Source organism: Alloacidobacterium dinghuense (assembly GCF_014274465.1).
Classification (GTDB): Bacteria; Acidobacteriota; Terriglobia; order Terriglobales; family Acidobacteriaceae; genus Alloacidobacterium; species Alloacidobacterium dinghuense.
Window position 1 is genome coordinate 3,797,037 of sequence record NZ_CP060394.1, and the last position, 23,830, is coordinate 3,820,866.

At 55.3% G+C, this 23,830-nt stretch carries 24 protein-coding genes; 10 read left to right on the forward strand and 14 right to left on the reverse strand.

Going from position 1 to position 23,830, the window contains the following annotated elements; genetic code table 11:
* The first annotated feature begins 332 nt into the window (after nt 1-332).
* From H7849_RS15600 to H7849_RS15620, 5 genes are all read left to right on the forward strand, one after another.
* Complete coding sequence (locus tag H7849_RS15600; protein ID WP_186740523.1) at nt 333-629, forward strand: DUF503 domain-containing protein; 297 nt, start codon at nt 333-335, stop codon at nt 627-629.
* A 490-nt stretch (nt 630-1,119) separates the two neighbouring features.
* Nucleotides 1,120-1,497, forward strand: a complete 378-nt coding sequence (rbfA, locus tag H7849_RS15605; protein WP_186740525.1) for a 30S ribosome-binding factor RbfA — start codon at nt 1,120-1,122, stop codon at nt 1,495-1,497.
* Nucleotides 1,498-1,592: 95 nt separating this feature from the next.
* A complete protein-coding gene (locus H7849_RS15610) occupies nt 1,593-2,579 on the forward strand; it encodes a DHH family phosphoesterase (protein ID WP_186740527.1) in 987 nt (328 codons plus the stop codon).
* A gap of 47 nt (nt 2,580-2,626) precedes the next feature.
* Nucleotides 2,627-4,372 carry an ArnT family glycosyltransferase gene (locus H7849_RS15615; RefSeq protein WP_251106296.1) on the forward strand — a complete coding sequence of 582 codons (1,746 nt, stop codon included), beginning with the start codon at nt 2,627-2,629 and terminating at the stop codon, nt 4,370-4,372.
* Nucleotides 4,373-4,465: 93 nt separating this feature from the next.
* A complete protein-coding gene (locus H7849_RS15620) occupies nt 4,466-5,446 on the forward strand; it encodes a GNAT family N-acetyltransferase (RefSeq protein WP_186740529.1) in 981 nt (326 codons plus the stop codon).
* Nucleotide 5,447: 1 nt separating this feature from the next.
* On the opposite strand, the gene H7849_RS15625 is transcribed toward H7849_RS15620, so the two are convergent.
* From H7849_RS15625 to H7849_RS15635, 3 genes are all read right to left on the reverse strand, one after another.
* Nucleotides 5,448-5,627 (reverse strand): hypothetical protein, encoded by a 180-nt coding sequence (locus H7849_RS15625; protein ID WP_186740531.1) that lies wholly within the window; start codon nt 5,625-5,627, stop codon nt 5,448-5,450.
* A complete protein-coding gene (locus H7849_RS15630) occupies nt 5,621-6,040 on the reverse strand; it encodes a DUF6677 family protein (RefSeq protein WP_251106297.1) in 420 nt (139 codons plus the stop codon). The genes H7849_RS15625 and H7849_RS15630 overlap by 7 nt, the downstream gene beginning before the upstream one ends.
* A 164-nt stretch (nt 6,041-6,204) precedes the next feature.
* Nucleotides 6,205-6,465, reverse strand: coding sequence for a hypothetical protein (locus H7849_RS15635; protein ID WP_186740533.1), 261 nt, complete (start codon nt 6,463-6,465; stop codon nt 6,205-6,207).
* Between the two features lie 223 nt (nt 6,466-6,688).
* On the opposite strand from H7849_RS15635, the gene H7849_RS15640 reads away from it, so the two are divergent.
* Nucleotides 6,689-7,096, forward strand: coding sequence for a carboxymuconolactone decarboxylase family protein (locus H7849_RS15640; protein WP_186740535.1), 408 nt, complete (start codon nt 6,689-6,691; stop codon nt 7,094-7,096).
* Nucleotides 7,097-7,157: 61 nt separating this feature from the next.
* Here H7849_RS15640 and H7849_RS15645 read toward each other — a convergent pair whose 3' ends face one another.
* The 4 genes from H7849_RS15645 to H7849_RS15660 form a co-directional block, all read right to left on the reverse strand.
* Nucleotides 7,158-8,300: a redoxin family protein gene (locus H7849_RS15645; RefSeq protein WP_186740537.1), complete on the reverse strand. Its 1,143-nt coding sequence runs from the start codon at nt 8,298-8,300 to the stop codon at nt 7,158-7,160.
* Nucleotides 8,301-8,328: 28 nt separating this feature from the next.
* Nucleotides 8,329-9,132 carry a sugar phosphate isomerase/epimerase family protein gene (locus H7849_RS15650; RefSeq protein WP_186740539.1) on the reverse strand — a complete coding sequence of 268 codons (804 nt, stop codon included), beginning with the start codon at nt 9,130-9,132 and terminating at the stop codon, nt 8,329-8,331.
* A gap of 28 nt (nt 9,133-9,160) precedes the next feature.
* Entirely contained in the window at nt 9,161-9,985 is an 825-nt protein-coding gene (locus H7849_RS15655; protein ID WP_186740541.1) for a ThuA domain-containing protein, read from the reverse strand.
* A 147-nt stretch (nt 9,986-10,132) separates the two neighbouring features.
* Nucleotides 10,133-11,353, reverse strand: a complete 1,221-nt coding sequence (locus tag H7849_RS15660; RefSeq protein WP_186740543.1) for an ROK family transcriptional regulator — start codon at nt 11,351-11,353, stop codon at nt 10,133-10,135.
* A 178-nt stretch (nt 11,354-11,531) separates the two neighbouring features.
* On the opposite strand from H7849_RS15660, the gene H7849_RS15665 reads away from it, so the two are divergent.
* The 4 genes from H7849_RS15665 (at nt 11,532) to H7849_RS15680 (ending at nt 15,535) form a co-directional block, all read left to right on the forward strand.
* Nucleotides 11,532-12,632 carry an SIS domain-containing protein gene (locus tag H7849_RS15665; RefSeq protein WP_186740545.1) on the forward strand — a complete coding sequence of 367 codons (1,101 nt, stop codon included), beginning with the start codon at nt 11,532-11,534 and terminating at the stop codon, nt 12,630-12,632.
* A gap of 29 nt (nt 12,633-12,661) precedes the next feature.
* On the forward strand, nt 12,662-14,035 hold the full coding sequence (locus H7849_RS15670) for a sugar porter family MFS transporter (RefSeq protein WP_432756497.1): 1,374 nt from the start codon (nt 12,662-12,664) through the stop codon (nt 14,033-14,035).
* Between the two features lie 63 nt (nt 14,036-14,098).
* On the forward strand, nt 14,099-15,076 hold the full coding sequence (locus H7849_RS15675; protein WP_285288968.1) for an ROK family protein: 978 nt from the start codon (nt 14,099-14,101) through the stop codon (nt 15,074-15,076).
* Between the two features lie 6 nt (nt 15,077-15,082).
* A complete protein-coding gene (locus H7849_RS15680) occupies nt 15,083-15,535 on the forward strand; it encodes a RidA family protein (RefSeq protein ID WP_186740549.1) in 453 nt (150 codons plus the stop codon).
* A gap of 134 nt (nt 15,536-15,669) precedes the next feature.
* On the opposite strand, the gene H7849_RS15685 is transcribed toward H7849_RS15680, so the two are convergent.
* The 7 genes from H7849_RS15685 to H7849_RS15715 all read right to left on the reverse strand — a co-directional run bounded on the left by H7849_RS15685 (nt 15,670) and on the right by H7849_RS15715 (nt 23,809).
* The gene (locus H7849_RS15685; RefSeq protein WP_251106299.1) at nt 15,670-16,479 is read right to left on the reverse strand and encodes an SMP-30/gluconolactonase/LRE family protein; all 810 of its coding nucleotides are present in this window, start codon (nt 16,477-16,479) and stop codon (nt 15,670-15,672) included.
* A gap of 164 nt (nt 16,480-16,643) precedes the next feature.
* On the reverse strand, nt 16,644-17,831 hold the full coding sequence (locus tag H7849_RS15690; RefSeq protein ID WP_186740553.1) for a lactonase family protein: 1,188 nt from the start codon (nt 17,829-17,831) through the stop codon (nt 16,644-16,646).
* Nucleotides 17,832-17,835: 4 nt separating this feature from the next.
* Nucleotides 17,836-19,362 carry an FAD-binding oxidoreductase gene (locus tag H7849_RS15695; protein ID WP_186740555.1) on the reverse strand — a complete coding sequence of 509 codons (1,527 nt, stop codon included), beginning with the start codon at nt 19,360-19,362 and terminating at the stop codon, nt 17,836-17,838.
* Nucleotides 19,363-19,395: 33 nt separating this feature from the next.
* The gene (locus H7849_RS15700) at nt 19,396-20,952 is read right to left on the reverse strand and encodes a PLP-dependent transferase (RefSeq protein ID WP_349627429.1); all 1,557 of its coding nucleotides are present in this window, start codon (nt 20,950-20,952) and stop codon (nt 19,396-19,398) included.
* 107 nt (nt 20,953-21,059) lie between these two features.
* Nucleotides 21,060-21,527, reverse strand: a complete 468-nt coding sequence (locus H7849_RS15705) for a RidA family protein (RefSeq protein WP_186740559.1) — start codon at nt 21,525-21,527, stop codon at nt 21,060-21,062.
* Nucleotides 21,528-21,573: 46 nt separating this feature from the next.
* Complete coding sequence (locus H7849_RS15710) at nt 21,574-22,854, reverse strand: twin-arginine translocation signal domain-containing protein (protein WP_186740561.1); 1,281 nt, start codon at nt 22,852-22,854, stop codon at nt 21,574-21,576.
* Nucleotides 22,855-23,026: 172 nt separating this feature from the next.
* Nucleotides 23,027-23,809 carry an RraA family protein gene (locus H7849_RS15715; RefSeq protein ID WP_251106300.1) on the reverse strand — a complete coding sequence of 261 codons (783 nt, stop codon included), beginning with the start codon at nt 23,807-23,809 and terminating at the stop codon, nt 23,027-23,029.
* Nucleotides 23,810-23,830: the final 21 nt, after the last annotated feature.

A 23,830-nucleotide genomic window follows, 5' to 3' on the forward strand; every position in this document is an offset into this window, starting at 1 on the left:
CTTTCGCAGGGTCGAGAAGCAGGTTTCGGAGTTGCTTCTACCCGTGTAAAACTGCGATCTCCGGTTTTTGTTCCATGTCGCTCCGAAATTTTTTCAGGAGCGATATCAAGCTGCACATTGCGATGGGCTTGATGTTGCCTTGTCCACCCACGGCCTCGGGGGCAGGATGACGCAATTCGCTGGGAGACCGGCTCTCGCCTTAGAGCTCCTGGCTTGCCGAAGGCAGCGTATCGGAATTCTTTTTGGTGTCCGACTGAATTGGGATTATCTGTGGGCTGTCTGCGATGAACCGATTCCTTCGCGATGTAGAGAGCATTTGCTAGGCTAGGCCCATGCCGGTTGCGGTGCTCACGCTGGAGATTCGTATCGAGAATGCTCATTCGCTCAAAGATCGTCGGCAGGTGGTGCGCAGTTTGAAGGAAAAGCTGCAAAACGGCTTCAATATTTCGGTGGCAGAGATGGATGAAGCAGTTACCTGGCAGTCGGCGACGATTGGCGTCGCTGCGATCTCAGGCTCGCGGGATTACCTGGCCGGGTTGATGAAGCAGGTTGAGGATGCGGCTGTGCGTATCAGCAACGATCTGGGCGCGCAGGTGGCAGATGCGTGGTGGGAGTACCTGGAGAACTGATCTGGCCAGGCTGGGCACGCCTCGGATTGGGTAATGCTCCGATTGACGGTCCGATTAACAAATCTGTTGCAGTTTATTGTCGACTTAGGTAACCGATCGTTGATTACGACTGTTTGGCATCGTGAAACTAAGATGGGATTGGCTTAGGCCCCGAGAGACTTTACATTTCAAACATTGAGTAGCACTTGGGGGAGGGCTACTGAATTGTGGCGCCTGTGGAATAACTTCCACAGGCGTTTTACATTTTGGCGCAAACCTGGCGCTTGCAAGGCCGTGGCGCCACTTTGATATCCGATCCTCGTTGCGTTTTTCGTCCTTTCGCAACGGTAATTTTTCTTTTCTCTGCGGGTCCTGTTGCGCCGACGTAAGTGGTTTCCTTTCAACCGTCATTCATTGCGACAGCACAACTTTTACATTTACCTGCTTACTTTTGTGCAACGCAGGCCGTCTGGTCTGATATTCTCAATCGTTTAACCAAAGGAAGTTTGAGATGCCAGAGCAACGGGCGCGCAAGTACCACCAGGACCGCGTGGCGGAGACGCTGCGTGAAGAAATAGGAGCGATGATCGAAGGCGAATTATCGGATCCGCGAATCAGCTTTGCCTATGTAAGCCAGGTTGTGCTGAATCCTGGGGGGAAGTCGGCGCTGATTTATGTCGCGGTCGATGGCGGCCCCGAAGAAGAAAAGCAGACGATCGAGGGCTTGATGGCGGCGCGGGGTTACATCCGACATGAACTGCTGGAGCGTATGGGAGTGCGGCATGTTCCGGATCTTTCGTTCCATATCGACCGGTCAGAAAAGATGAAGACGCGGATTGATGAACTGCTGGGCCGGGCGCAAAAGAGACAGAAAAGCGTGGCTGAGTAAGGCTGGGAAACTTTTAAGTGAAGAAAGGCAAAAGCAGATCCTTCGCTGCACTCAGGACAACAATTCCTGAGTTTGTATGAAACCAACAGGGGCCCATGGGAGATCGGCACACTATCCACGCAGTATTGGACGCGATTGAGCGCGGACAGCGGTTTCTGGTCAGCGCACATGCGCGGCCGGATGGCGATGCCGTGGGATCGATGCTGGCGTGCGGAATGATTCTGGAGCAGCTGGGCAAGCAGGTGGAGATGGTTTCCTGTGACCGGGTGCCGCTGATCTACAGGTCGCTTCCCTGCGCTTCTGTGGTACGCCAGGTGAGCCGCGTAGAAGGCGAATACGACGCGGTGATTCTGCTGGAATGCGACGGGATCGAGCGCTCGCGGCTGCGCGGTCTGGATGGACGTTTCCTGATCAATATCGATCACCATGTGAGCGGGCGCACCTTTGGCAACATCAACTGGATCGATACGGAGGCGTGCGCCGTCGCGGAGATGGTCTACAAGCTGGCCATGGTTGCCGGCGTTTGCATTACGCCAGAGATGGCAACATGCCTTTACACGGCGGTGCTGACGGATACGGGATCGTTCTGCTACGACGGAACCGATGCTCATACCTTTGAGCTGGCGGCAGAGCTGGTGCGGCACGGGGCGAAGTCGGCGACGATTGCCAAGGATGTTTACTTTTCGCACCCGACTTCGAAGATGCTCCTGCTGGGCGCGGCTCTTTCGAACCTGCGGCGCGAAGGACGCATTGCCTGGATGTGGGTGACGCATGACGACATGGTTCGCACGAGCGCAGCGGAGGAAGACTGCGAGGGAATCGTAAATTATGCAATTGCGATTGCCGGAGTCGATGTGGCGATCTTCCTGCGCGAACTCAGCAATCACCGGGTGCGGCTCTCTTTGCGCAGCAAGGGCGATGTGAATGTGGCTCGGCTTGCTGAGCGTTTTGGCGGCGGCGGCCACCAGCATGCCAGCGGTTGCACGATCGATGGGCCGCTACCGGATGCGACGGACATGATTCTCGAGGTGGCCCGGCGCACCCTGAGCGCAGCGGTTCATGAGTCGCATAGTTTAATCTGATAGCCTTGACTCGGAAAGCAATTCCATCCGGGATTTCAGAAAAGAACGTGGCTATCCCTAAGAGCATCAAGGCGCTACGCATAAACCCTACGACTGCTATGGCGCGCTTCCCTTTTCTGGGAACGACACTGGAAACACTGACTCTGTTTCTCTTTACTGCCTTCTTCCTGTTTTACGGATTAGTGCCTATCTTTGGCGGCGACGGCATCGGGCTGGTGGGGGCGGATGAACCGCGCTATGCCCAGATAGCGCGAGAGATGCTCAATCGGCACGATTACGTGACGCCGATTCTGTATGGCAAGCCGTGGCTGGAAAAACCAGCGCTCTATTACTGGCGAGCGATGTTTGCCTTCAGGGAATTCGGCGTGCATGACTGGTCGGCGCGAATCCCTTCGGCAAGCTTTGCGTTTGTGCTGGTTACGCTCATCTTTCTGCACATGCGGCGATTTCGCCCTGGCGGACAGCTGGACGCCGCGCTGCTGACGGCTTCCTGCGCGGGGATATTGAGCTTTGCGCGCGGGGCTTCAACGGACATGCAGATGGCTGCGCCGTTCTGTATCGGCATGCTGGGCTGGTATGCCTGGTATGAGACGAACAGCAAGTTCTGGCTCTTTGATCTTTACTTCTTTGTAGGCGCGGCGACTCTGGCCAAGGGGCCGGTAGCTCCCTTTCTTGCGCTGGTCATCATAGCGGCGTTTGCGGCGTTGCGAAAAGAGTGGTCGATCCTGCGACGAAGCATCTGGTGGCCGGGGGTTGCGCTCTACTTCGCGATGGTGCTGCCGTGGTTTATCGCGGTACAGAAGCGCAATCCTAACTTTTTGCGGGTCTTCTTTCTCGAACACAATCTGGAGCGCTTTGCCACCAACCGCTTCGAGCACGAACAGCATTTCTGGTATTACCTGCCCGTGGTTGTGTTGAGCATGATGCCGTGGACAGTGATCGCGATCGCGGCCTTGGTGAATGCGGTGCAGGGGTCGATGGCAGAGTGGCGGGCGCGACGGGTGAAGTATCACTACATGGGCTTTCAGCGGACGGGCGACGCCTTCCCTGAGTTTCTGGTGCTCTGGGCGGTGATTCCGGTGGTCTTCTTTTCCTTCTCGGAGTCCAAGCTGCCGGGCTATGTGTTGCCTTCCGTTCCGCCGCTGATGATTTTGAGCGGTGACTATTTGAACCGCATGCGCGGGCGAGGGTTGAAGGCGTGGCTGCTGATTCTGCACGGCGTGCTTGCGGGCGGCCTTACGACGCTGGTCCTGCTGCTGCCGCGGTTAATTCAACACTCCGACCAGATGCCCCCTGCGAATGCGCTGATTGCCGCGGGCGCGACGGGATTTGCCGCAACCATCTTTATCCTCATCACGGTAGCGCGGTTCGGTCTTCATCGGTTGCGGATTGCAACCATGATTCCGATTGTGATTCTGCTGCTGTTTCTTTATGGAATCGGGCCGTTCTTCGGTTTCGGGCAGATTGCCTCGACGAAGGGAACGGTGCAGCTGATCGACCTGACGTATTCGGCGCGCCCGCTATCGAAGATTCTGCAACAAATCAGTCCCCCGGACGGTACGGTTGCGGTGTTCCGGGTTCGTCGCGATGTGGAATTTGGCCTGTCGTTCTATCGCAACCGGAAAGTAGTGAATTACGAGCATGAGGGGATTCCGAAGGAGCAACATATCCTCATAGCTCGCGAATCTTATGTCGACGAACTGCGTCAAAAACTTACCGGCAGGCGATATGAGCCTTTGTTCGTGTATCCTGCTCAGAATCTGGTTGTCTACGCAGTAGCGGCAGAAGAGTAAATCAGCAGGTGGGTGTTTCTTCCCGAATTACGGCTTCGTTCTGGAACGCGGCCCTGAAGATACATCAATCACTTAGTTCATGGTGCAGACAGCTTGAGCTCGGCATTGCAGTTTGAGATTCTCGACCTGAGGCATTTTTCAGCCAGCAGCCTGCGACCGGTGCTGGACGAGGAGAGTCGTCTCTGGAGCGATCGGCTGCGATGGGATTACCGTACTTCTGCGGACCTGTTGCTGCAGTACCTTGATTCCCGCGTGCTGCCGGGCTATGTCGCCCTGGAAAATGGACGCATTGCCGGGTATGTCTTCTGCGTGTACGAAGACCATAAGGCGATCATCGGCGATGTGTTTTCTCTTTCCGATGCACCTGCCGAAGTAGAAAGCCAGCTGCTGCGCCATTTGATTGAGCTTCTTCGGCACTCGCCGGGGATCGATCGCATAGAGTGCCAGCTGTTGCTGCATCCGCATGGACTGCATGCCGAGATTTTCGAACGGGCGGGCTTCAAGCTCTTTCGCCGCCTCTTCATGGAGCTTGATCTGACACAGTTCGCAGCGTCGGGATCGCGTCGGCCGCTTCCAGAAGGCATTGTTCTCAGCAGGTGGCGGGAAAACGATTTTCATCCGGCGGGATATCTGATTGCCGATGCCTACAATGGGCACCTGGATAGCTTTATCAATGATCAATACCGGTCGGTAAGCGGCTCACTTCGATTCCTGCACAATATCGTTCGCTTTCCCGGTTGCGGGTTGTTTGATCCGGCTGCATCGAGAACGATGGCGCGCACGGCAGATGGCTCGCTGGCTGGGGTGCTCTTGTGCTCTCGCGTGCGTGAGGACATCGGGCACGTGACGCAGGTCTGCGTAGCGAGAGATCAGCGTGGGCTCGGGCTGGGCAGGCGGCTGATTGAAGAATGCGCGGAGGAATTGCGGGGACGCGGGTTTCGCGGCCTGACACTGACTGTCACGGAAGAGAATGCGAACGCAGTGGATCTTTACCGCAGCGTGGGCTTTGTTGAAAAGCATTCCTTCGACGCGATGGTCTGGGACCGCTCCTGGAACTGGACGAAAGAGTCTTAAGCTAGCGGCGAATGAACCACATGAGCCAACTGGCAACGATCACGATCCCCACAAACATTGCCCAGCAGTAAAGGCCGTAGCGAACCATCGCCTTTGGATTGGTGCGCTGTGTGATCGCGAAGACTACCGAGGCAAACGTCGCAAAGAGCAGAACAGCGGAGAAATGGGAAAGCACTAACATGCGGGCTTCCTGCCTATGCGGAGATTGTGCGCGTCGACGGCGGAGATGATGTTGAGGAGGCCGGCAACGACGATGAACTTCGTTCCATAGTCGGCCGTTGCCACCTGAACGGCACCGTGTCCCAGATCCATGAGGCGGCCCAGACCGTAGAGAGCGCCACAGCCAAGATCTCCTGCAAAGCCAAGCATTTCCAGCACATCGCCCATGTTGGGCTGATAGAGCTTACCCTGCATCAGGATTCCAAGGGTGAACATGCTGGTAATGGAGACAAAGAGCAAAATCGCGCGGATCCAATGCTTTGTGAGCGCGTGGCCCAGACCAGGAACCAGCCAACCGAGAATGAGCGCAGCATATGGCAAGCCGGGAGACTTCTCCTCCAGCTTTGCGCTTACCTGAACTTTCGATGCCATCATCTTGACTATACAGCACGAATGAGCCGAAGACCCTGCGGCTGGAGCACTGGGTTGGAGCGAAAGTTTTCCAAGAGCGCCAGAACGAGAGCAGGCACGACGATGCCTTTTACCAATCAATGATCTCCAGTGCGCATCTTGCCTGATCAGCGCGATGAAGGCCGAGTCTATTTCGCCGCCTTCGCTCCCCTGATCCTTGCCCACCGCGCCTTGTTGGCCTCGGAGATCTTCTTGCGAGCCGCAGCCGAGAGTACACGCTTCTTCCTCACCGGTGCAGCCGTCTTTGCGGAAGCGGATCCTTTTGTTGAGGCAGATGAAGCCGTCTTCGCCGAGGTTCCAGTGGGCGCAACCTGCGCAAGCGAGTCGCGAATTTTCGTCAGGCGTTCGATCTCCTTGTTCAATTCGGCTATTGCTCCGGTGATGCTCATCCTTCCCTCCTGTAAAGCTTTTAAAGCCGGCCCAAGAACATGCCATCCAGCGACTTAGCTGGTGAAGCTCCGAACCCTGTCTTCGGTTGGATTGCCGCAATATATCAGCAAACGTCCTCTTTTGGTTTGTTTTGTGACTTAAGCAAGTGAACCGCCTGCCTGCCCCTTGCCATCGAATACGCGATCGAGCAATCTGGACATATTCTTCTTAAAGGTTTGAGGCATGGCTACTGTGAAGCTCTGGACGGATGAAGAGGTTTCTCTGCATCCGAGAATCAAAGCGGTATTCGACGATATCCGCGCCACGCGCAAGAGCGACTTTGTGAATAATTTCTGGCGGGCGCTCGCGAACGAGCCGGCGTTGCTTGAACGCACATGGTCGAGCATCAAGGCGGTCATGATCGAACCGGGCGCGCTCGATCCGATCACGAAAGAGTTGATTTATATTGCTGTTTCAACCGTGAACAGCTGCAGCTACTGCGTGCATTCGCACACAGCAGCCGCGCGAGCCAAGGGAATCAGTGATCTGCAATACAGCGAGTTTCTGGCAGTGGTCAGAATGGCTTCCGAGACAAATGCCTTAGCGACGGCGCTCCAGGTCCCCGTCGATCCTGAATTCGACGCGAGCTAGGTTGAATCGGAAAATCGGACCTCTCGTTGATTGGTTCACGCACGCAGCAGTGGCTGCAGGCTCAATTACCGCCAGCCCAATACTTGTTGAAGCCAATGTAGTCTGAGGGCATGGCAGCCAGGATTTTCCGGCGCATTTCGAGCAGGTCGACGGAGCCCAGCGTTTTGTAGATGACCTTGCCGTCTGGGGCGAGGACAACGGTATAGGGCACGGCGGACTGCCAAGCCGGATCAAATGCTGCTTGCAATTTCTCGGTGTCGTCAGATGCAAAGAGAAGATTGCGCGTCGTGGCGTGCTTCTTCTGCAGAAAGCGCAAGACACCAGGCTCCTCATCCGGCATGTTCGCCGAGACAGTAACCATGTCAAAGTCACGGGCGCTGTACATCCGATAGGTGTCCTGCAGGTCTGCGAATTCGGCAACACAGGAGCCGCACCATGTCGCCCAGAAATTGATCACCGTGACGTGGCCGCTTGTTCCCGAGCGGAGCTTTTTCAGCCCTGCGGCATCTACTTTTTCAACCTGAACTGGCTCTGCCTCAAGCTTTCTCTCGGCGGCTTCTCTCTGCTCAGATTTTTCAGACCACTTTGTGGAGCAACCGAAGACGCCTGTGTGCTTCACGGCAATGTCTTTGCCTGCCAGCAAAGCATCGATCGCATCCTGGGCGTCGTGGGTCTTTACCATTTCGATGCGGTAGTTGTTATCAAAGCGGCCTTCATAGCGAAGGTGCCGCTCCTTATCAAAAACGAAGACATGCGGTGTTGCCTGCGGCCCATAGGCGAGAGTCACCGACTCGGTATCGCCGGCATACAGGTAGGGATAATGAAGATGCTTGTACTGCACGCGAATCTTCATGTCGTCGAGTGTGTCGCTGACATCGGAAGAGTCGAGTTCATCGATTCGGATGGCTTTCGGATCGTTTCCCTGAATGGCAACGACCGCCACTCCGCGCTTTCCGTAATCTTCATAGAGCTGTTCGATGCGGCGTTCATACATCTGGGCAATCGGGCAGTGATTGCAGGTGAACAGCACGACCAGAAGGGGACTGCTCGCGTAGTCAGTGAGTTTGTGGGTCTTGCCATCTACGCCCGGCAGCGAGAAGTCCGGAGCCGACGAACCCAGAGGAAGGATGGGATGTGCCGGTTGCGCCAAAACAGCGACAGAAAAAAGCAACATTGTTGCGGCAAAAGCGACCCTCTTTAACATCGTTTCCTCCATGCGTTGCTCGGCGCGACTATTGCGCGAGCTTTCTGGCAAATGTTACTTCCTGCACCATGTCCTGATTGACGTCGCCTTCCTTCTCATATTCGACGGCGACGAGGCCTGCGAAGTTTTGCCGGTGCAGTTCCTGCATCACTTCCGGAATCTTTGCAATGCCATTGCCCAACAGCACGTTCACTTCTCCGCCCTTGGCCTGAATATCCTTTAAGTGAACCATTCGCAAACGCGGCTCCAATTTGCGGATGGCATCAACAGTGTCATAGCCGCAGGACGCGAAGTGGCCAGTATCCGCTGTGGCTCCCATGGTCTTCGACATCCCGGATAGGGCATTCAGTACATCTTCAGGGCTTTCATAAGCAAATTTATACGGGAAGAAATGATTGTGAAGTCCGAAGGTCAGTCCTTCTTCGGTGAGGCGGTGGTCAAGCTGCTTCAGAATATCTTCTGTGGCGTCGCCGGTAATATTGGTCGCGCCCAGCAGCTTTGCAAAGCGGATTGCATCGGTGATGTCCTGAGTATTCTTGAAGGTGGCGGCATAGTAGGAAACACAGCGGATTCCGGCGCGGTCCAGCTTTTCCTTAGCGGTGCGGAACAACGCATCCTCAGGATGGCTCAGCAACATGAACTCGACGCGGGACATTTCTATTTCGCGAACACGTAGAGCCTTCAGCTGGACAATCATGTCGTCGACTGAGAGGCCGTGATAGCTGTAGGTTCCAACACCGATGTTAAGTGAATCGAAAGCGCGCAGCGGCGCCGCTGCACTGGCGACACAGGAAGCGACAGCAAGTTTGGCAAATGCTCGTCGAGTCAGCATTCAACTCCTCTCTCGTTTGAGAGATCTACTATTTGGGGGCAGGTAGCGCAGGCGACGGCGTAACGTCTGCATTCACCAGCCCCGTGGCCCACTTGATTGCCTCAACATACATCTGTTGGAGGCGTGGATCGTCCCAGGTTTCCTTCGGATGCCCCAATGTCGAATAGTAGACGCGACCTTTCCCGTACATTTTGGCCCAGGTGACAATGAAGTCGTGATCTGTTCGATGCACCCTTGGGTTGGACAAGTCGAGTTTGCTGGCATCGAGGCTCATGAGAACGTGTACTTTGTCACGCGAGGAGGATTTCATCTGGTAGATCTCGTCGCGAAGAGTAAAAGCATGCGGCCACTGCTCCATGCCGGGGAACTTCGGGTCTTCCACAACGATTGGCGCATCAAACGTTCCCCAGGGATGCTCGTCGAAGGTACCGCCAACCATGTCGACGAATTCCGGCCACTTGGTCATTGTGATCGCCGCACTATGAACGCCGATGAACCCTTTACCGTCGTCATGCACGAAAGACAGAAGATCCGCCTTCTGCTGTACATCCATTTCCAAGTCGCCACCCGTGAAGAAGAGAACGGCATCGAAATTTGTTAAGTTCTTTGCGTTGTATTCGAGCTTTCTCTTCGTAAGGGCTTCGGTATCGGTGCGGATGGTCGTGTCCCACAATCCAGTCTGTTCGCCAAGACGCTCGATGGTGGCCATGGCGTGCGAAACCGACTCGTGCCGATATCCCTTCTCTTCGCCGATCACAAGAAGGTGCTTCTTCTGGCCGCTCATGGTTTGAGCAGGACACACGATGCAGGCTGCAATGTGAAACAGCAAAAGGCAGTGGCGGATCGTCTTCATAAACTGCAAATGATTGGGGCGGTACATGGTCCGAAGGCATTACGAACGCGTTTCTAATGTTCCATAACTAAGTCAGGACCAACATCCATGCGACCATACGGCGAATAGCCTGTCAAGAACTTGTTCGCTTTCGGTCGGAGTCGCGTATCAAGTTGGCGGCTGGGGGAGCAATACGGAAGAGATGGCGTCGAGCGCAAGGGAAACCGCGCCCCAAAGCCCGGCGCGAGGACCGAGGGCACTGGTGCCGATCTTCGGCACCGCAAACTCACTGCCCTCAAGCTGTTTGAGAACCGAGCTGACCAATACGGGATGACTGCCAATCTCTCCGCCTAAGAGGATGAGCCCCGGGTTCAGAATGAGCGACAGGTTGACGATGATGTCGGAGACAATGTCAGCTCTCAACCGGACGATTCTTTGCGCGTCTGCGTCGCCGGCCTGGGCAATATCGAGGACATCAAGCGCGGTCAGCTGCTTTACGCTCTTTGTGGCAATGTGACTGCGGCCAATCCTTTTGCTCTCTTTATCCCAGCTCTTTAGAATTCCTGAACTGGTCAGGACTGTCTCGAGCTCTCCGAACTCATGAATGGCGGGCTGCCTGCGCTGAATGTGCGGAAGGCGAAGATAAGCGATTTCGCCGGCAGACCATTTTGAGCCATGGTGAATTTTGCCGCCCAGGATAATGCCGGCGCCCACGTTTGTTCCGATGGCGACAAAGACAAAGTCCTGCTCGGTCTGCGCTGCGCCGCAGTAGTGTTCTCCCTGAGCGGCAAGATTGGTGTCGTTTTCGATGATGACCAGGCAGTCGACGATTTTATTGAGCATGGCACGCAGAGGAACTGCTCGCCATCCATCCAGAGTGCTGATGGATAGGACGCTGCCTTCCTCAACATTCGCGATCGCGGGCGCTCCCACGACCATCATCAGCAATTGCTTGCGCGTTTTCTTCTGCTTCTGCAATAGATTTTGCAGTGCCTTACCAATGTAGGCGCAAACGGCTTCGGGGGTTGTTTTGCGGTTCTTGAGCGCGATTTTCAGCGAATCGAGTTCATTTCCGTTCAAGTCCGCGAGAAGAAATGAAAGGCTTTCTGCGGAGATTTCAACTGCGAGGATGCAGCCGCGCTCGGCTTTGAAGCGAATCATGTCAGGGGGGCGGCCGCCGCTCGACTCTCCCTCGCCCAGAGGCTCGATCAGGTTTTCTGACAGGAGATCCTTCACTACGTTTGTGACCGTTGGTGCGCTTAGACCGGAGGCCCGGACGAGGTCGGCTCTTGAGCAGGAGCCACATTCACGCAGGAGCGTGAGAATGCTGAGCGCGTTCGTGTGACGCAGCGTGGACGGCCTGCCGATCTGGATCGACTTTCTTTTCACTCATTGCCTTCAACGACAAGGGCGCGTCTCTGCGATTTTATTTCGCCGCGCTTCGGTTTGAATTTGTGGCAAAACATGCAAAGAAGTCCTTGCTCAAAACAGACACAGGCAGAATACTAAATAAACGTTAGGAAGTCCTTTGAAGTTAAGACCGATCGGAAGATTGAGAATCAAGTAAATGGAAGAAACGAAACAGGCGCCGCGCTGGATTTCAGGCATCGAGCCGCCGCAAGAACTGCTCACGGCTACCGGCACACAGATTCTGGAGATTGAGTGCCGCGAACAGCCTGCTAAGCTTCACGATCTGATTCGCGCGTACGGGAACGATCCGGCGATCCGCAGCGAATTGAAGAAATTTCGGAGTCTCGCAGCGGGCAAAGGCCCGGTGCTCTTTATCGGGATGGGGGCATCGTTTTGTTCATCGATCAGCGGATCCATTTTTCTGCAATCGCATGGAAGACTGGCGTTTTCCGTCGATGCCGGCGAGTGGCTTCATTACGCATCCTCTATCTGGGCCGACGCAGCACTTTCTGTGTTGCTGACAACGTCCGGGGAGAGCGCGGAACTGGTGGAGCTTTTCAAGAGAGGTACCGGCAGGCCGTTGGGCTTGATCTGCAACAACTCTGCAAGCACATGCTGGAATCTCGCGGAGAACCGACTGCCTATATTGGCTGGACCCGAATACGGCAATGCGACCAAGACATATACAAACGCTACAGCCGCCGCCATCATTCTTGCATCGGAAATGGTTGGATGCGCGTGGGAGGAAGATGCGGAACGGGCAGCAGCAGTATTTGCGGCTCATCTCGATCCTATCTTCGCCATCCGGAGCGAATTGGAGAAGTTCTGCAGGGGCGCTGCGAACATTGAGATCATTGGCCGGGGCGCGGCATACGGCGGCGCGATTTTGAGTGCGCTCTGTATCCGTGAAATGAGCGGCCAGAGGGCCGCAGCGCACACTGGAGCAGGTTTTAAGCACGGGCCGAATCTGGATGTTGATGCTTCACATGTGGCGATTATTTTCGCGCTAGGGCGGGCTGCGGACCTTGGGGTGAAGCTCGCGCAGGAGTGCAACCGACGCGGCGGAAAGGTCGTTCTTATTTCGAACGATGAGCACAGGGCTTCAGATAAGCTGTTTCCTGTCAGGATCGAGTCGGTGCCCGAGCCGTGGGAGGGAATTACGTCACTTCTTGTGCCGCAGGCGCTTACGCTTGGCATTGTGGAACGAACAGGCTGCCGGTTGCCGCCTCGCTTTCAGTACGGAGTGATGGAGCAGTAGCTTTATTTTTGCGAGTTAAAAGGATGCCCGTGTCTGATTCCATAGCCGCCTCACAGATACAAGTCAATCGCGGTTTTCTCTGGAGAGTTTCCTTCATCGCCGGACTGGGAGGCATTCTCTACGGGTATGACATGGGGATCATTGCTGCCGCCTTGATTTTCGTGCGCCAGTCATTCGGCCTTTCAACGCAGATGCAGGAAATGGTCGTAAGCATTGTGCTTGTTGGCGCGATGCTCGGCGCAATTATCGGCGGCAGCATCGCAGACCGTATCGGCAGGCGCTCAACGTTGCTTTGGGGTGGCGGCCTTTTTATCTTTGGCTCGGTTCTTGCTCCACTCTCACCGAATGTGCTCACGCTGATCGTTGCTCGCGCGATCCTGGGACTTGCCATCGGTTTCACCTCTGTGACGGCTCCGGTTTATGTTTCGGAGCTTGCTCCCCCGCAATCGCGCGGCGGGCTCATCAGCCTTTACCAATTCGCGCTTACTCTCGGGATTGCGCTTGCGGACCTGGTAGGTTACTGGCTCGCCGGAGAGCAGGCGTGGAGGCTGATGTTTGGCATTGGAGCCGTTCCCGCTGCCTTGTTTCTGTTACTGGTCCTTACTCTGCCGGAGAGCCCACGCTGGCTGTTTGCGCAAAACCGGGCTACAGAAGCGCAGGTTGTTCTGACAACGTACACGAACGAGGCCGGCTCGCGACTCTTGCTGGACGACATTCATACCGCACTCGAAGCAAAGATTGACCGGCGCTGGAGTGCGCTCTGGAGTCCCGCGGCGCGCGGAGCCCTTTTTATCGCCGTCGGATTTACCGTCCTGCAACAGGTCACAGGGATCAATACCATCATCTACTATGGGCCACAAATCTTTGCGCTTGCCGGAATCACTTCCAACAAGAACGCGATCTTCGCAACTCTGATTGTCGCCGTAACGAACATGCTGGCTACTGTGATTGCGCTTTTCCTGGTGGATCGAATTGGGCGCAAGCCACTTTTATATATTGGGGTGAGCGGAATGACGGTGTCGCTCTTCATGCTGGCTATCGCTTTCCATCAGGTCGCCTTCGGATCGTCGCTTGGAATGATCGCTACCGTCTGCCTGGTGGTGTACATTGCCTGCTTCGCCTTCAGCATGGGGCCGATTGCCTGGATTCTTGTTTCCGAAGTGTTTCCATTGCAAATTCGCGGACGTGGAGTTGCGGCAGCAACACTGGGATCAGGCGCATCGAACTTTCTTGTGTCACTCACATTTCTCTCACTCATCAAAGCGGCGGGTAATGTCTTCACCTTTGTTATCTATGGGGGCTTCTGTATCGTTACTCTGCTTTTTGTGCGCTTTATCGTTCCGGAAACAAAGGGCCGCGAATTAGAGAGCATCAGCGCAAAGCCAAGTGTCGCAGTCAACTAGAAACCAATATCAAGGGGCAATAAGCTGCTTACATCCGGCAATCAATACGTTCTCGGTATCGACATAGGGGGGACCAACCTTCGCCTCGCCCTGGCAGACATGGCGGGAGGAGCGATTGTTGCCAAATGGTCTTCTTCTACTGCGGGAAGCCGCGACGCGAATGTGATCATTGATCTGATTCGAAGTGGCGCAGAAGAGCTTTTGCGGCAAGCCGATGTGCCACGCAGCGCATTGAAAGCAGTTGCTGCCGGCGCACCCGGCGTCACCAATGTAGAAGCAGGCATCGTGGTGGCCACATCCTATCTGCTCGGTTGGCGCAATGTTCCGCTTCGCGATCTGCTCGAAGCTGCCTTTGAAGTTCCCGCAGCGGTGGACAATGATGTGAATCTGGCGGCCATTGGCGAATACTGGGCCGGCGCCGCAAAGGGTGTGCGTGATTTTGTTTTCCTGGCTGTGGGAACGGGCATCGGAGCGGGCATCATTCTCGACGGTAAGCCGTTTCGCGGAATGGACTGGTCGGCGGGTGAGATTGGTTACATGCTTGTGCCGGGTGTATCGGACGGCGTTGCAGACACGAGCACGCCTGGGGCGCTCGAAGAATTGATTGGCGGTGAAGGCATTCGGGCAGAGTGGAGACGGAGATGGAGCAAAGGAGGCACATCGCTTTGCAAGGATCTGACGGCAACTGAGATATTTGACGGCGCAGTAAGCGGGGATGCGCTCGCGCGATCCATTCTCGAACAGTCAGCTCGGCTCCTGGCCTATGCGATTTACAACATTTCACTGGTGTTGAACTGCTCTCTTTTTCTGTTGGGCGGAGGAGTTGGAATGCATCGGGCACTTGGGGATGCGACTCGGCAGGAATTGGAAAAGTGGCGACGACACGGAAACATGCAGCTCATTCATAGCGGATTGGGAGTTGATGCACAGTTGATAGGCGCTGTGCGGTTGGCTCTCGATACTGCGAACGATCGAGGTGGTATTGCCGAAACGGCCGCCTCCAAAGTGGAACGCACATTTAACGCAACGAGGAGAAAATAGCAAAACATGAAAAGAGCAAGTTCGCCGATATCAAGACCACTCATCTGGATGGCCGGGCTTTTGATCTTAGGTAGCTCAGGGAACGTTTTCGCACAACATCAAGCCGTTGACTTTACGCCGGGCATGCCCTTCAGTGAAGGATATATTGCCGGCAATACTCTGTATGTCGCGGGCCAACAGGGGCCTGATTCGCATGGCAAGGTTACTGGTACTGACATCACACTTCAGACCACGAATGCTATCGCCGCGATCGAGAAAGTTGTCAAGAAGGCAGGCTTTCAGATGACGGACATCGTATCGGTAACTGTTTATGTTACAGATCTTAACGATGTCGAAAAAATGAATGAGGTCTATAAGAAGCTTATGCCGGATCCGAAACCGGCGCGTGCCACAGTACAGGTCGCGGGCTTGATCGGCGGAGCAAAGATAGAAATTTCGGCGATTGCGGTGAAACACTAGCCGATCACAAAAACATTTGCGTACTGCAACAGCATCCGAACGCGGGTCCCGTCCTTGAGAGACAGGACTCCGTTCTCAAAGCGTATTTAGCTGTCATGCCTAGTCAGGAAGAGCGAAGGCAAAGCAAGGAAGGCCTAATCGTACGGCACAAATCCGCGGGTGGTGGTCGGAAGCTTATATACCGATGTGGTTGCGGTTATGTAGAGCACCGAGTTGTTCGCACCGCCCCATGAGAGGTTCGCCGGTTGCTCCGGGACTTCGATGGTTCCGAGATGCTCGCCTGTCGGACTCCATACCCAGATGCCGCGCGGTCCTACGACAAAGAGATTTCCTTTTTGGTCGACACGGATACCGTCGGGAACTCCGTCTTTTGTGCCGTCGTCTTCGCTGCCGAAGATGCGTCCATTTGAGATGGTTCCATCGGGATGAAAGTCGTACACGCGGATATTTTTCTTTTCTGAGTCATCGATATAGAGGTGCTTGCCGTCAGGAGAGAATGCTAATCCGTTCGGCTGCGTGAGGTCTTTTGTAAGCAGAGTGACTTTTCCAGTCGCGTCGAGACGATAGACTCCCTGAAATGGTGTTTCCTGTTTTTCACCCTTCTGCAAGTCGAGGGTTGGATCGGTGAAATAGAGGGCTCCGTCCGGACCCAAAACTACGTCGTTTGGACTGTTGAATTTCTTTCCCTCAAAGCGATCTGCAAGCACGGTGTAACTCTTTCCATCTTGCGAGAGACGAATCACCGCTCGAAGGGCGCTTGCGGTGCTGATCAGCCTATGGTCGTGATCGTAGGTGCTGCCATCAGGATCGACCAGCGCGACCATTTCTTCGCGGTGCCCATCGGGAAAGACGCGAAAGATTTTGTTCAGCTCTTCGTCACTGACCCACACGAAATCGGATTTGTCCCATACCGGACCTTCGGTGAAACCGAAGCCAGTTGCCATTGTCTCCAGCCTGGCATCATGGCTCATTAGATCCCAGAAGGACGGAGTATTTGCCACAAGCCTAAACGGTCGCCGGGAAGGAGCGTTTTGTGCCGGGGCAGATAAGGGCCACACCACTAAGGGCAACACCATGCAAAGAATCAAGACTGTATTTGCAAACTTTTTCATACTTCGTCCAAATCGTCTTCCGAGTCAACAACTTTAGTATGGTTTGGCGAACTCATTATGAGGGTTATGGGGGCGGTTACCTTCGCCGCCATGACCGCATTACCCAGCTTGCCACTGTCATGAACATAAATCGACAGCACTTCGTGCTGAATTCTATCGACGGCAAAGATGCGGCGGCCATCCGAGGACAGCCTCAAGGAATGCAGAGATCGCCCTTCAAGCCTCCATTGCTGCAAGGGGGACAGCTTTCCCGTCACAGGATTTATGGTCCAGGAGGAAATGCGGTCATCCGCAGATGTCGCGTAAAGAACGTCACTTGACGACGAAATAACAAGTTGCTGCGCTTCATGCGGAGTAGCTGCTGCATTCGTCAAGACTTGTTGTTCGTGTTTGACTTCGGCAGCATCCGCATTCCAGCGATAACAATCGATTGATTCATCGAGACTGTTTGATACGTAGAGAAAATTTCCGGAGGGATGTACGGCGATGTGTCCGGGACCCGACGCTGGACGGCAAGCGGTCTGAATCGTTCGTGTCATCCTGCCGCGCTGAAACGCGAACACATGGATGCGGTCACATCCTTCGTCTGTGGCGAGAAGATATTGTCCTGACGCATCGAACGCAACCGTGTGCGGGTGTGCGGATGCTTGGTAGTCGGGATGAGGACCGGCACCGACCTCTTTCAAAATCTGCGCGACCCGGCCCAGAGAACCGTCAGCGGCAATCGGCAATACGTTGAAGGCGCCGCCGCCGTGGATGGCCACGATGAAATAGTTGCCATCGGGCGAGACTTCAATGTGCCTTGGATTGATACCGGAGAGCGACAGAGGCTGGCGACTTAGCAAGTTCAGCTCGGCATTATTGGCGTCAAATTGATACGCCTCTACCGTGCCACGCGGCAGTCCTTCATATTCGTCGATCTCGTTTGCTACATAAAGAATTTGTCGGCTGGGATGGAGGGCCAGGGACACGGGCGAGCGGCTTGGTATGCTCTGTTTCCACTGCCATGCATCGCCGCGTACTGCGAAGGCGTGAACTTCCCCGGCTGCGGCAACGAAGGCGAACTCCTGAGCGGGTATCGCCTCTTTCGCGAATGGCATTGCTTTGTCCAGCGTGCCGAGAAGAGACGTATATCCGATGCCTTGTAGGAATTCACGACGATTCCATTGCTTGCTCTCGCTCATAGTGCTAGGTACGGACAGACATCGCGTGGTGGAAGACATTGTTCGGGTCATAACGTCGCTTCACACCTTGCAGGAACTCATATAATCCCTGATCGCCGTAGTAGAGCTGCGGCCAGAATGAGTATGCGAGCATGTCGCTATCGGGATAGTTAATGTAACAGCCCTCGTAATGCTCCCCGGGATAGGGCGTAGATGCGTAGCGAGGGTCTACCTTGGAATTGGTGTACAAGTCAGCGTAGAAATCCTTCAGCCACTTGAGTCGGCCCGCGTCGTCTTCCGCATTTTGCCAATACGACTGAAATTGCAGCTTCATGGTCGACGAACGCTGCCAGATTGAAGTTTCTTCTGCGAGGTTAGCGCGGTTGGTCGCTCCGCCATAGGAATCGATTGCCAGGAAAAATCCTCGCAGGTCCACTCCGGAGACTTCACGCGTCATGTGCTTGTACATGCATTTCGCTTCTTCCGGCGTAAAGTTCGTCTTCATGTAGCTTGATTTGTACTTGGCTCGGCCGCTCCCTTCGCCACCGCTGTCGCCAATGGTGGCGTCAAGCCATAACCGTCGGCTCATCGGGTAGAGCCCTGGGCATGCTTCGCCTGGGCCAGAGGCGCCGGGTATCGCTCTTTGTCCGGTAGGTGCAGGAGCCCCCGGCGTCGGCTTGCAGGGAGAGAAGAGATCAAGAAACTCGTTCACTACGCTCAGGTCTTTGCAGGTTCCGTCGGGATTACAGAACTGCAACGAGAGACCGAGTCGTTTTGTCGAGGCGTGAGAAATGTCGAGAATGGAGAAGAGGCCATAGGTATCAGGGTCCTTGCCACGCGATTCCCAGTAATGACCGTAAGTGGTGAGGATGGTGACAAATCGTTCCTCGGTCATCGTCGTCCAATCAAACGACAGGCCTGAATGGACGACTTCCTGCGGAGCTGGAGGTAGCTTGTCGAAGAAGAAAGTGGTGACGACTCCGAAGTTGCCGCCACCTGCGCCGCGACATGCGCGGAAGAGATCAGGATCATGCTGTTTATCGACGTGACGCAAAACTACTTTGCCATTCGCATCGACTGTCAGAATGTCCACGGCCGATAACCAGTCCACTGTCAGTCCGTGCAGGCGCGAAAGCAGACCGTATCCCCCTCCGCTGATGTGGCCACCTGCGCCGACGGCGTAACAGGTCCCGGCGGGGATGGTTACCCCGTACCTCTTATAGAGGTCGAGATAGACGTCTCCTAATTGCCTTCCGGCGCTGATCTTGTACACCGTTCCATCTTTCGCGGAGTGCGGTTCCTGAAGGCTGAGATCGAGAATCGCACCGCCCGGATTATTCACGACGAAGTCTTCGTAGCAATGGCCGCCGCTGCGCACGGTTGGACGCAGCCCGGCGTTGACGATTCGCTGCAAGGCTTCAGCTACCTCCGCCGTGTTTTCGCACAGTTCGATACGGCTGGCGAAGTCTGCTTCCGACGGAGGCAGGCGGAGGTTTCTGCTTCTTCTCAGTGTGGGGTAACGCGGGTCCTGATGGGTAACGGTAATTGCCATGTCGCTCCCGGAATCATCGCTGGTTCGTCGATATTAGCTCCTTACCGCTGTCCAGGTAGCATCTCCATATTCGCCCATGTGAACCGTGCCACTCGCGTTGCTGCCGGAAACGACTCCGCGGAATGTCCAGAAAATGGAGTTACCGGGCACCTCCATGTCGCTCGTCAGCTCAATATGGTCGGCCTGCACGAGACCCTTCAGGTCTGCCTTATAGATTTCGCCTTGCTGGGTTCCGGTCACGCGGTCTCCATCTTGCTGCAGAGTGAATTTCTGTTCTCCGATGCCGCGAATATATTTGATCTCGACCGCCCAGTTGCCGGCGATCTGCACCGGAGCACCCTGCGGAATGACCGGATTTTCGTAGTGGCCCGGGTGCGTGAGTCCTTCGTAAATCGCATCAGCCACGATCTTTTCCTCACCGGCAGCCATCATGTAGGGCATGATCGTGAGAGAACTCTGCATCTTGTCGGGACGCCTGCCGGTGCCACTGTCGACAAGGATGCGGGGCGTGCCTTTGTCGAGGCGCTCGACCAGCTCTGTTCCAGTGATTTTGAGCTGGTTGGCGTCCCAATTGATACGGAGTTGCGGAGCGCGGTTGGAAAGATCTTCGGGCTGAATATATTCGGTCGTGACCGAAGGCAGGCCTTTTACGCGGCCTTCGATGTGCTGAAGCCACGATAGCCATTCACGCTGCTCGGCAGCGTGGTCACGCTTGTACCACTCGCGCACGGCTGCCAGCATGCCCATGCACTCTTCTTTACCGACTTTGAGGGCACGTCCCCAGTTGTGATGTGGCGCGGCATTGAACCATGCAGCACGCACAATGTCCTTTTGACCGAGAAGAACTCCAGCCGCCTGCGGCCCGCGCATACACTTACCGCCGGAATAACCTACGAGCGTTGCGCCATGGCCGATATGGATGTTTGGAACGAGGGGCTCTTCGGCGGCAGCGTCTACGAAGACGGGAACGTTCTTTTCTTTCGCGATGGAGCAGATGTTCGGGATGGAGAGCGGGCCTTTTTCCGCGGCAGGGCTGGAGAGAATGTAGACCATTGCTGTGCGCTCGCAGAGTTTGGAGCGCAGCTCTTCTTCCGAATCCACCTCGACAATTTCGACGCCGCACATGCGCACGCCAAAATCATAGGGATTGCGGGAATGCCTGGGAATGATGACCTGATCGCGCTTCTTCGAATAAGGCATTGCCTGGGTCCGCTCGGGGTCTGCGCCCGCGATGCAGGCGACTGTTGCGACGGCAATTGCCGCTTCGCATCCCGTGGTTATGATCGCTGCATCCGCGCCCATAAGCTTGGCTACCTCGCTGCCGACTGCGGGCATCAGCTCGTCAAGATGAACATAATAGTTCGACGCTTCGAGCATTGCCTGCTTTACCTGCGGCAGAGAGCGGGAACCGGTAATGATGGTGTACGTGCCGCGCGCGTTGATCAGCGGACGAACACCGATGCGCGTGAAAAGGTTGTCACCGTCTATTCCCTCAACGGCAGTGTGGATCGATCGCTGCGGCTTGGCGATCGTTGCAGCGTTTGCAACCAAGGGAGAAACAGCCGTAGCGGCAGATACGGCTGTAAGCATTCCCGACTGCTTCAGAACTTCTCGCCGGGACGGGCGCGCATTACGAAAGAGAGACATGGACAGACCTTATATTCTTCTTGAATTGTGTTGTTAAGCAGAACAACAGCTCAGATGTACGCGATTAAATCAATTTCGACCAGTGAATTGCCGGGGATGCCGCCAGCCGGCGCAATCGTCGTGCGTACCGGAGGAACGCTTCCCCAACGCCCTTTGTACACGGTGTTCATTCTCTCCCAGTCCTTGATGTCGTTGAGATAGACATTCACTTTCAGAACCTTGTCCATGGACGAACCCGCCGATTGAAGCTTCTGCTCTAGCTCATCGAGCACATGCTTGGTGTGTTCTTCAATCGTTCCTTCGAAATGCGCTCCCACGCCTGCGAGGAAGAGAAGGTTGCCATATGAGACTGCTCCACTGAAGAGCGGGGTTTCTCCGGGCTTTGGCGGCGGATAGCTTTTCTTTTCAAGCTTCTCTGTTTTGGCTGAAGCGGTTTCGCTTAGAATTGCCGAGCTGCCCACAGCTGCGGCTGCTATCGCTGCATTCTTGAGAAGACCTCTTCTCGACTGCTCTTTCATGCTTATTCTCTCCTTTGGGTTTGGAAGCAAATGCCCTCTGCTATACCTAAGTCTTCATCAGAGCTGTTCTCAGACTACGACCGACGATCTCCGCCTCCCCTGGCTGCAACATCCAGGTAGAAATCACGATCGTATTCTCGTCGGATGGAAGACCGACTCGTGAGCTTGTGCCTGTTGCCGGATTCAATTCGATCGAGGGAGTCTGAGCGCGCAACTTTTCCTGGACCTGCTGGGGCGTAAGGCCCACAACCGACGGGTTATACGAGAGCAACAGATGCGGAACATGATTTGCGATGGGCGGCATGAAGACACGCGTCTTCATTGTGGGAACGTCCTTCACCGCATCTACGATGATGTTCGTCAGCCGCATGTACTCCGCCTGGTTCTTTTCGTCGGATTGTTCCAGGAGCCAATCCACGGCGGCAACCATGCCGACAATCTGTTCTTTGGCAACTTTCATTCCGCGACCCACCGCGTCGGAATTGGGGTTGTTGTTTGCCACCGCGAGATCGATGAGGTGCTTCTTGCCAAGGAGCAATCCGGCATTCTGCGGACCGCGAATTCCCTTGCCGCCGGAAAAGCACACCAGATCGAAGCCCATGCCTGTGTACTTCCATAGATTTTCGATCGGGGGCATGTCGGCAGCAGCGTCATTGTGGCAGGGAACGCCGTGCTCATGCGCGACCCTCAACCAGGTTTCGCGGTCGATCTGTGCGCCATCCGGTCCAGCCTCCGCGGCATTGAAAAAGTTCGTCATTATAGTGTTTGGACTCAATGCTCGCTTGTAGTCTTCCAGCGTGACGACTTCCTTGATACGAGCACCGCACAGCAACATGGCGTGGTCGTACTCATAGCGGTGGGCCTTTTGCACGACAACTTCGTTTTTCATTTTGTCCACATTTTCCGGAATCTCCTGTGGACTCGCGCCATTCGCCGATGCGATGCAAGCCGCAGTGGCGAGCGTCAACGCCGCCGATGCTCCTGAAGAAACAACAGCAGCCTCGCAGCGCAACTTCTTCGCCAGATACTCGCCTGCGGCGAGTTGCAGGTCTTTCAGCCGCACAGGATGCAGCGCAGCCTGCGCCACGGCTCGCTGTACTTGCGGAGGCATACACGCGGCGGTGAGGTACGTGTAGGTTCCAGCCGCGTTAATGATCTTTGCGACGCCTAACTTTGCATAGTAGTCGTCGGCGGAAGGAGCGTTTTCGGCAAACGATTCGGAAGGCCGTACAGCGAGAGGAGCGATGCCGAGTGCGGCAGCCGCGGTAGAAGACAAACTGAGAAATCTTCTGCGGGAAAGGCGACTGTCCGCACCCTGTTTAGGCATTTCCTTGATCCACCTCACGCAAAGCGATGTTCAGGAGACGAAGATCCGTCTCAATGGCAAGCAGTAGAAAAACATCAGATCTTTCAGTGCAACCATTCCACGCGAAGCTCAGCATGCTGTCATCGGTCACACGCCCCTTCACAAATTAGGACAAATGCCCTACGGCGTCGCGCTAGAGGCGGCCGAATTGCTTTACGGCCTCTTCAATCGAGTGAAACTTTTCGATGAAAGGATACATCGAGTGCTCGCTGTCATCCAGATGCTGCGCCAACACCAGGATTTCAGGAGCCTTTTCACGCGGCACGACTACGACGCCATCCTGATCGGCCACAATGATGTCCTGCGGTTCCACCTTCACTCCATCACAGACGACAGGAACATTCATTCCACCGAAACGGTAGTGGCTTACGGATGTGGATGGAACCGGACCTGTTGAGTACACGGGAAACCCGATCTTCTTGAGCTGCGGAAGGTCACGAACTCCGCCATCAATGACAGCGCCGGTAAAGCCTCGTGAAAACATGGCGGTTCCCATGAGACCGCCCATGCCAGCTATGTCGGCGCCATCCTCAACGGTCATCACATAGACGGATCCCGGACCGCCTGTATCGATTGCCTTCAGCATGCCCGCCAAGGCATTTGGGTCGTGGTTTTCCTCTTTCACCAGTTTGACCGTGAGAGCAGTGCCCGCGAATTTAGCGGGGAAGATGGATTGCATGCGATGCGACATATAGCGCTTTTCGTGAAGCAGCTGCTCAATCGCATCCGAGACGGACGCGGCTTCAACGTGGCGATATGCATCGATCATCAGTGCAGGGTCGGCGGCATAGTCGGCTGCGGTCTTTGGAGTGTCGGCAAGAACGATGTGCGTAACGGTAAGGGTAGCGGCCAAGGCAATAACAGCAGAAGCTGCCACGATGGTGCATCGACGCAAGAAAAACACAGATGCCTTCAACTTAACCTCCGGTGTGTGTTG

Coding starts and splice junctions, on each gene's coding strand:
- H7849_RS15600 (WP_186740523.1), top strand. CDS start 333: ATGCCGGTTGCGGTGCTCACGCTGGAGATTCGTATCGAGAATGCTCAT.
- rbfA (WP_186740525.1), top strand. CDS start 1,120: ATGCCAGAGCAACGGGCGCGCAAGTACCACCAGGACCGCGTGGCGGAG.
- H7849_RS15610 (WP_186740527.1), top strand. CDS start 1,593: ATGGGAGATCGGCACACTATCCACGCAGTATTGGACGCGATTGAGCGC.
- H7849_RS15625 (WP_186740531.1), bottom strand. CDS start 5,627: ATGTTAGTGCTTTCCCATTTCTCCGCTGTTCTGCTCTTTGCGACGTTT.
- H7849_RS15630 (WP_251106297.1), bottom strand. CDS start 6,040: ATGATGGCATCGAAAGTTCAGGTAAGCGCAAAGCTGGAGGAGAAGTCT.
- H7849_RS15635 (WP_186740533.1), bottom strand. CDS start 6,465: ATGAGCATCACCGGAGCAATAGCCGAATTGAACAAGGAGATCGAACGC.
- H7849_RS15640 (WP_186740535.1), top strand. CDS start 6,689: ATGGCTACTGTGAAGCTCTGGACGGATGAAGAGGTTTCTCTGCATCCG.
- H7849_RS15645 (WP_186740537.1), bottom strand. CDS start 8,300: ATGTTAAAGAGGGTCGCTTTTGCCGCAACAATGTTGCTTTTTTCTGTC.
- H7849_RS15650 (WP_186740539.1), bottom strand. CDS start 9,132: ATGCTGACTCGACGAGCATTTGCCAAACTTGCTGTCGCTTCCTGTGTC.
- H7849_RS15655 (WP_186740541.1), bottom strand. CDS start 9,985: ATGAAGACGATCCGCCACTGCCTTTTGCTGTTTCACATTGCAGCCTGC.
- H7849_RS15665 (WP_186740545.1), top strand. CDS start 11,532: ATGGAAGAAACGAAACAGGCGCCGCGCTGGATTTCAGGCATCGAGCCG.
- H7849_RS15680 (WP_186740549.1), top strand. CDS start 15,083: ATGAAAAGAGCAAGTTCGCCGATATCAAGACCACTCATCTGGATGGCC.
- H7849_RS15685 (WP_251106299.1), bottom strand. CDS start 16,479: ATGGCAACTGGCTTCGGTTTCACCGAAGGTCCGGTATGGGACAAATCC.
- H7849_RS15690 (WP_186740553.1), bottom strand. CDS start 17,831: ATGAGCGAGAGCAAGCAATGGAATCGTCGTGAATTCCTACAAGGCATC.
- H7849_RS15695 (WP_186740555.1), bottom strand. CDS start 19,362: ATGGCAATTACCGTTACCCATCAGGACCCGCGTTACCCCACACTGAGA.
- H7849_RS15700 (WP_349627429.1), bottom strand. CDS start 20,952: ATGCTTACAGCCGTATCTGCCGCTACGGCTGTTTCTCCCTTGGTTGCA.
- H7849_RS15705 (WP_186740559.1), bottom strand. CDS start 21,527: ATGAAAGAGCAGTCGAGAAGAGGTCTTCTCAAGAATGCAGCGATAGCA.
- H7849_RS15710 (WP_186740561.1), bottom strand. CDS start 22,854: ATGCCTAAACAGGGTGCGGACAGTCGCCTTTCCCGCAGAAGATTTCTC.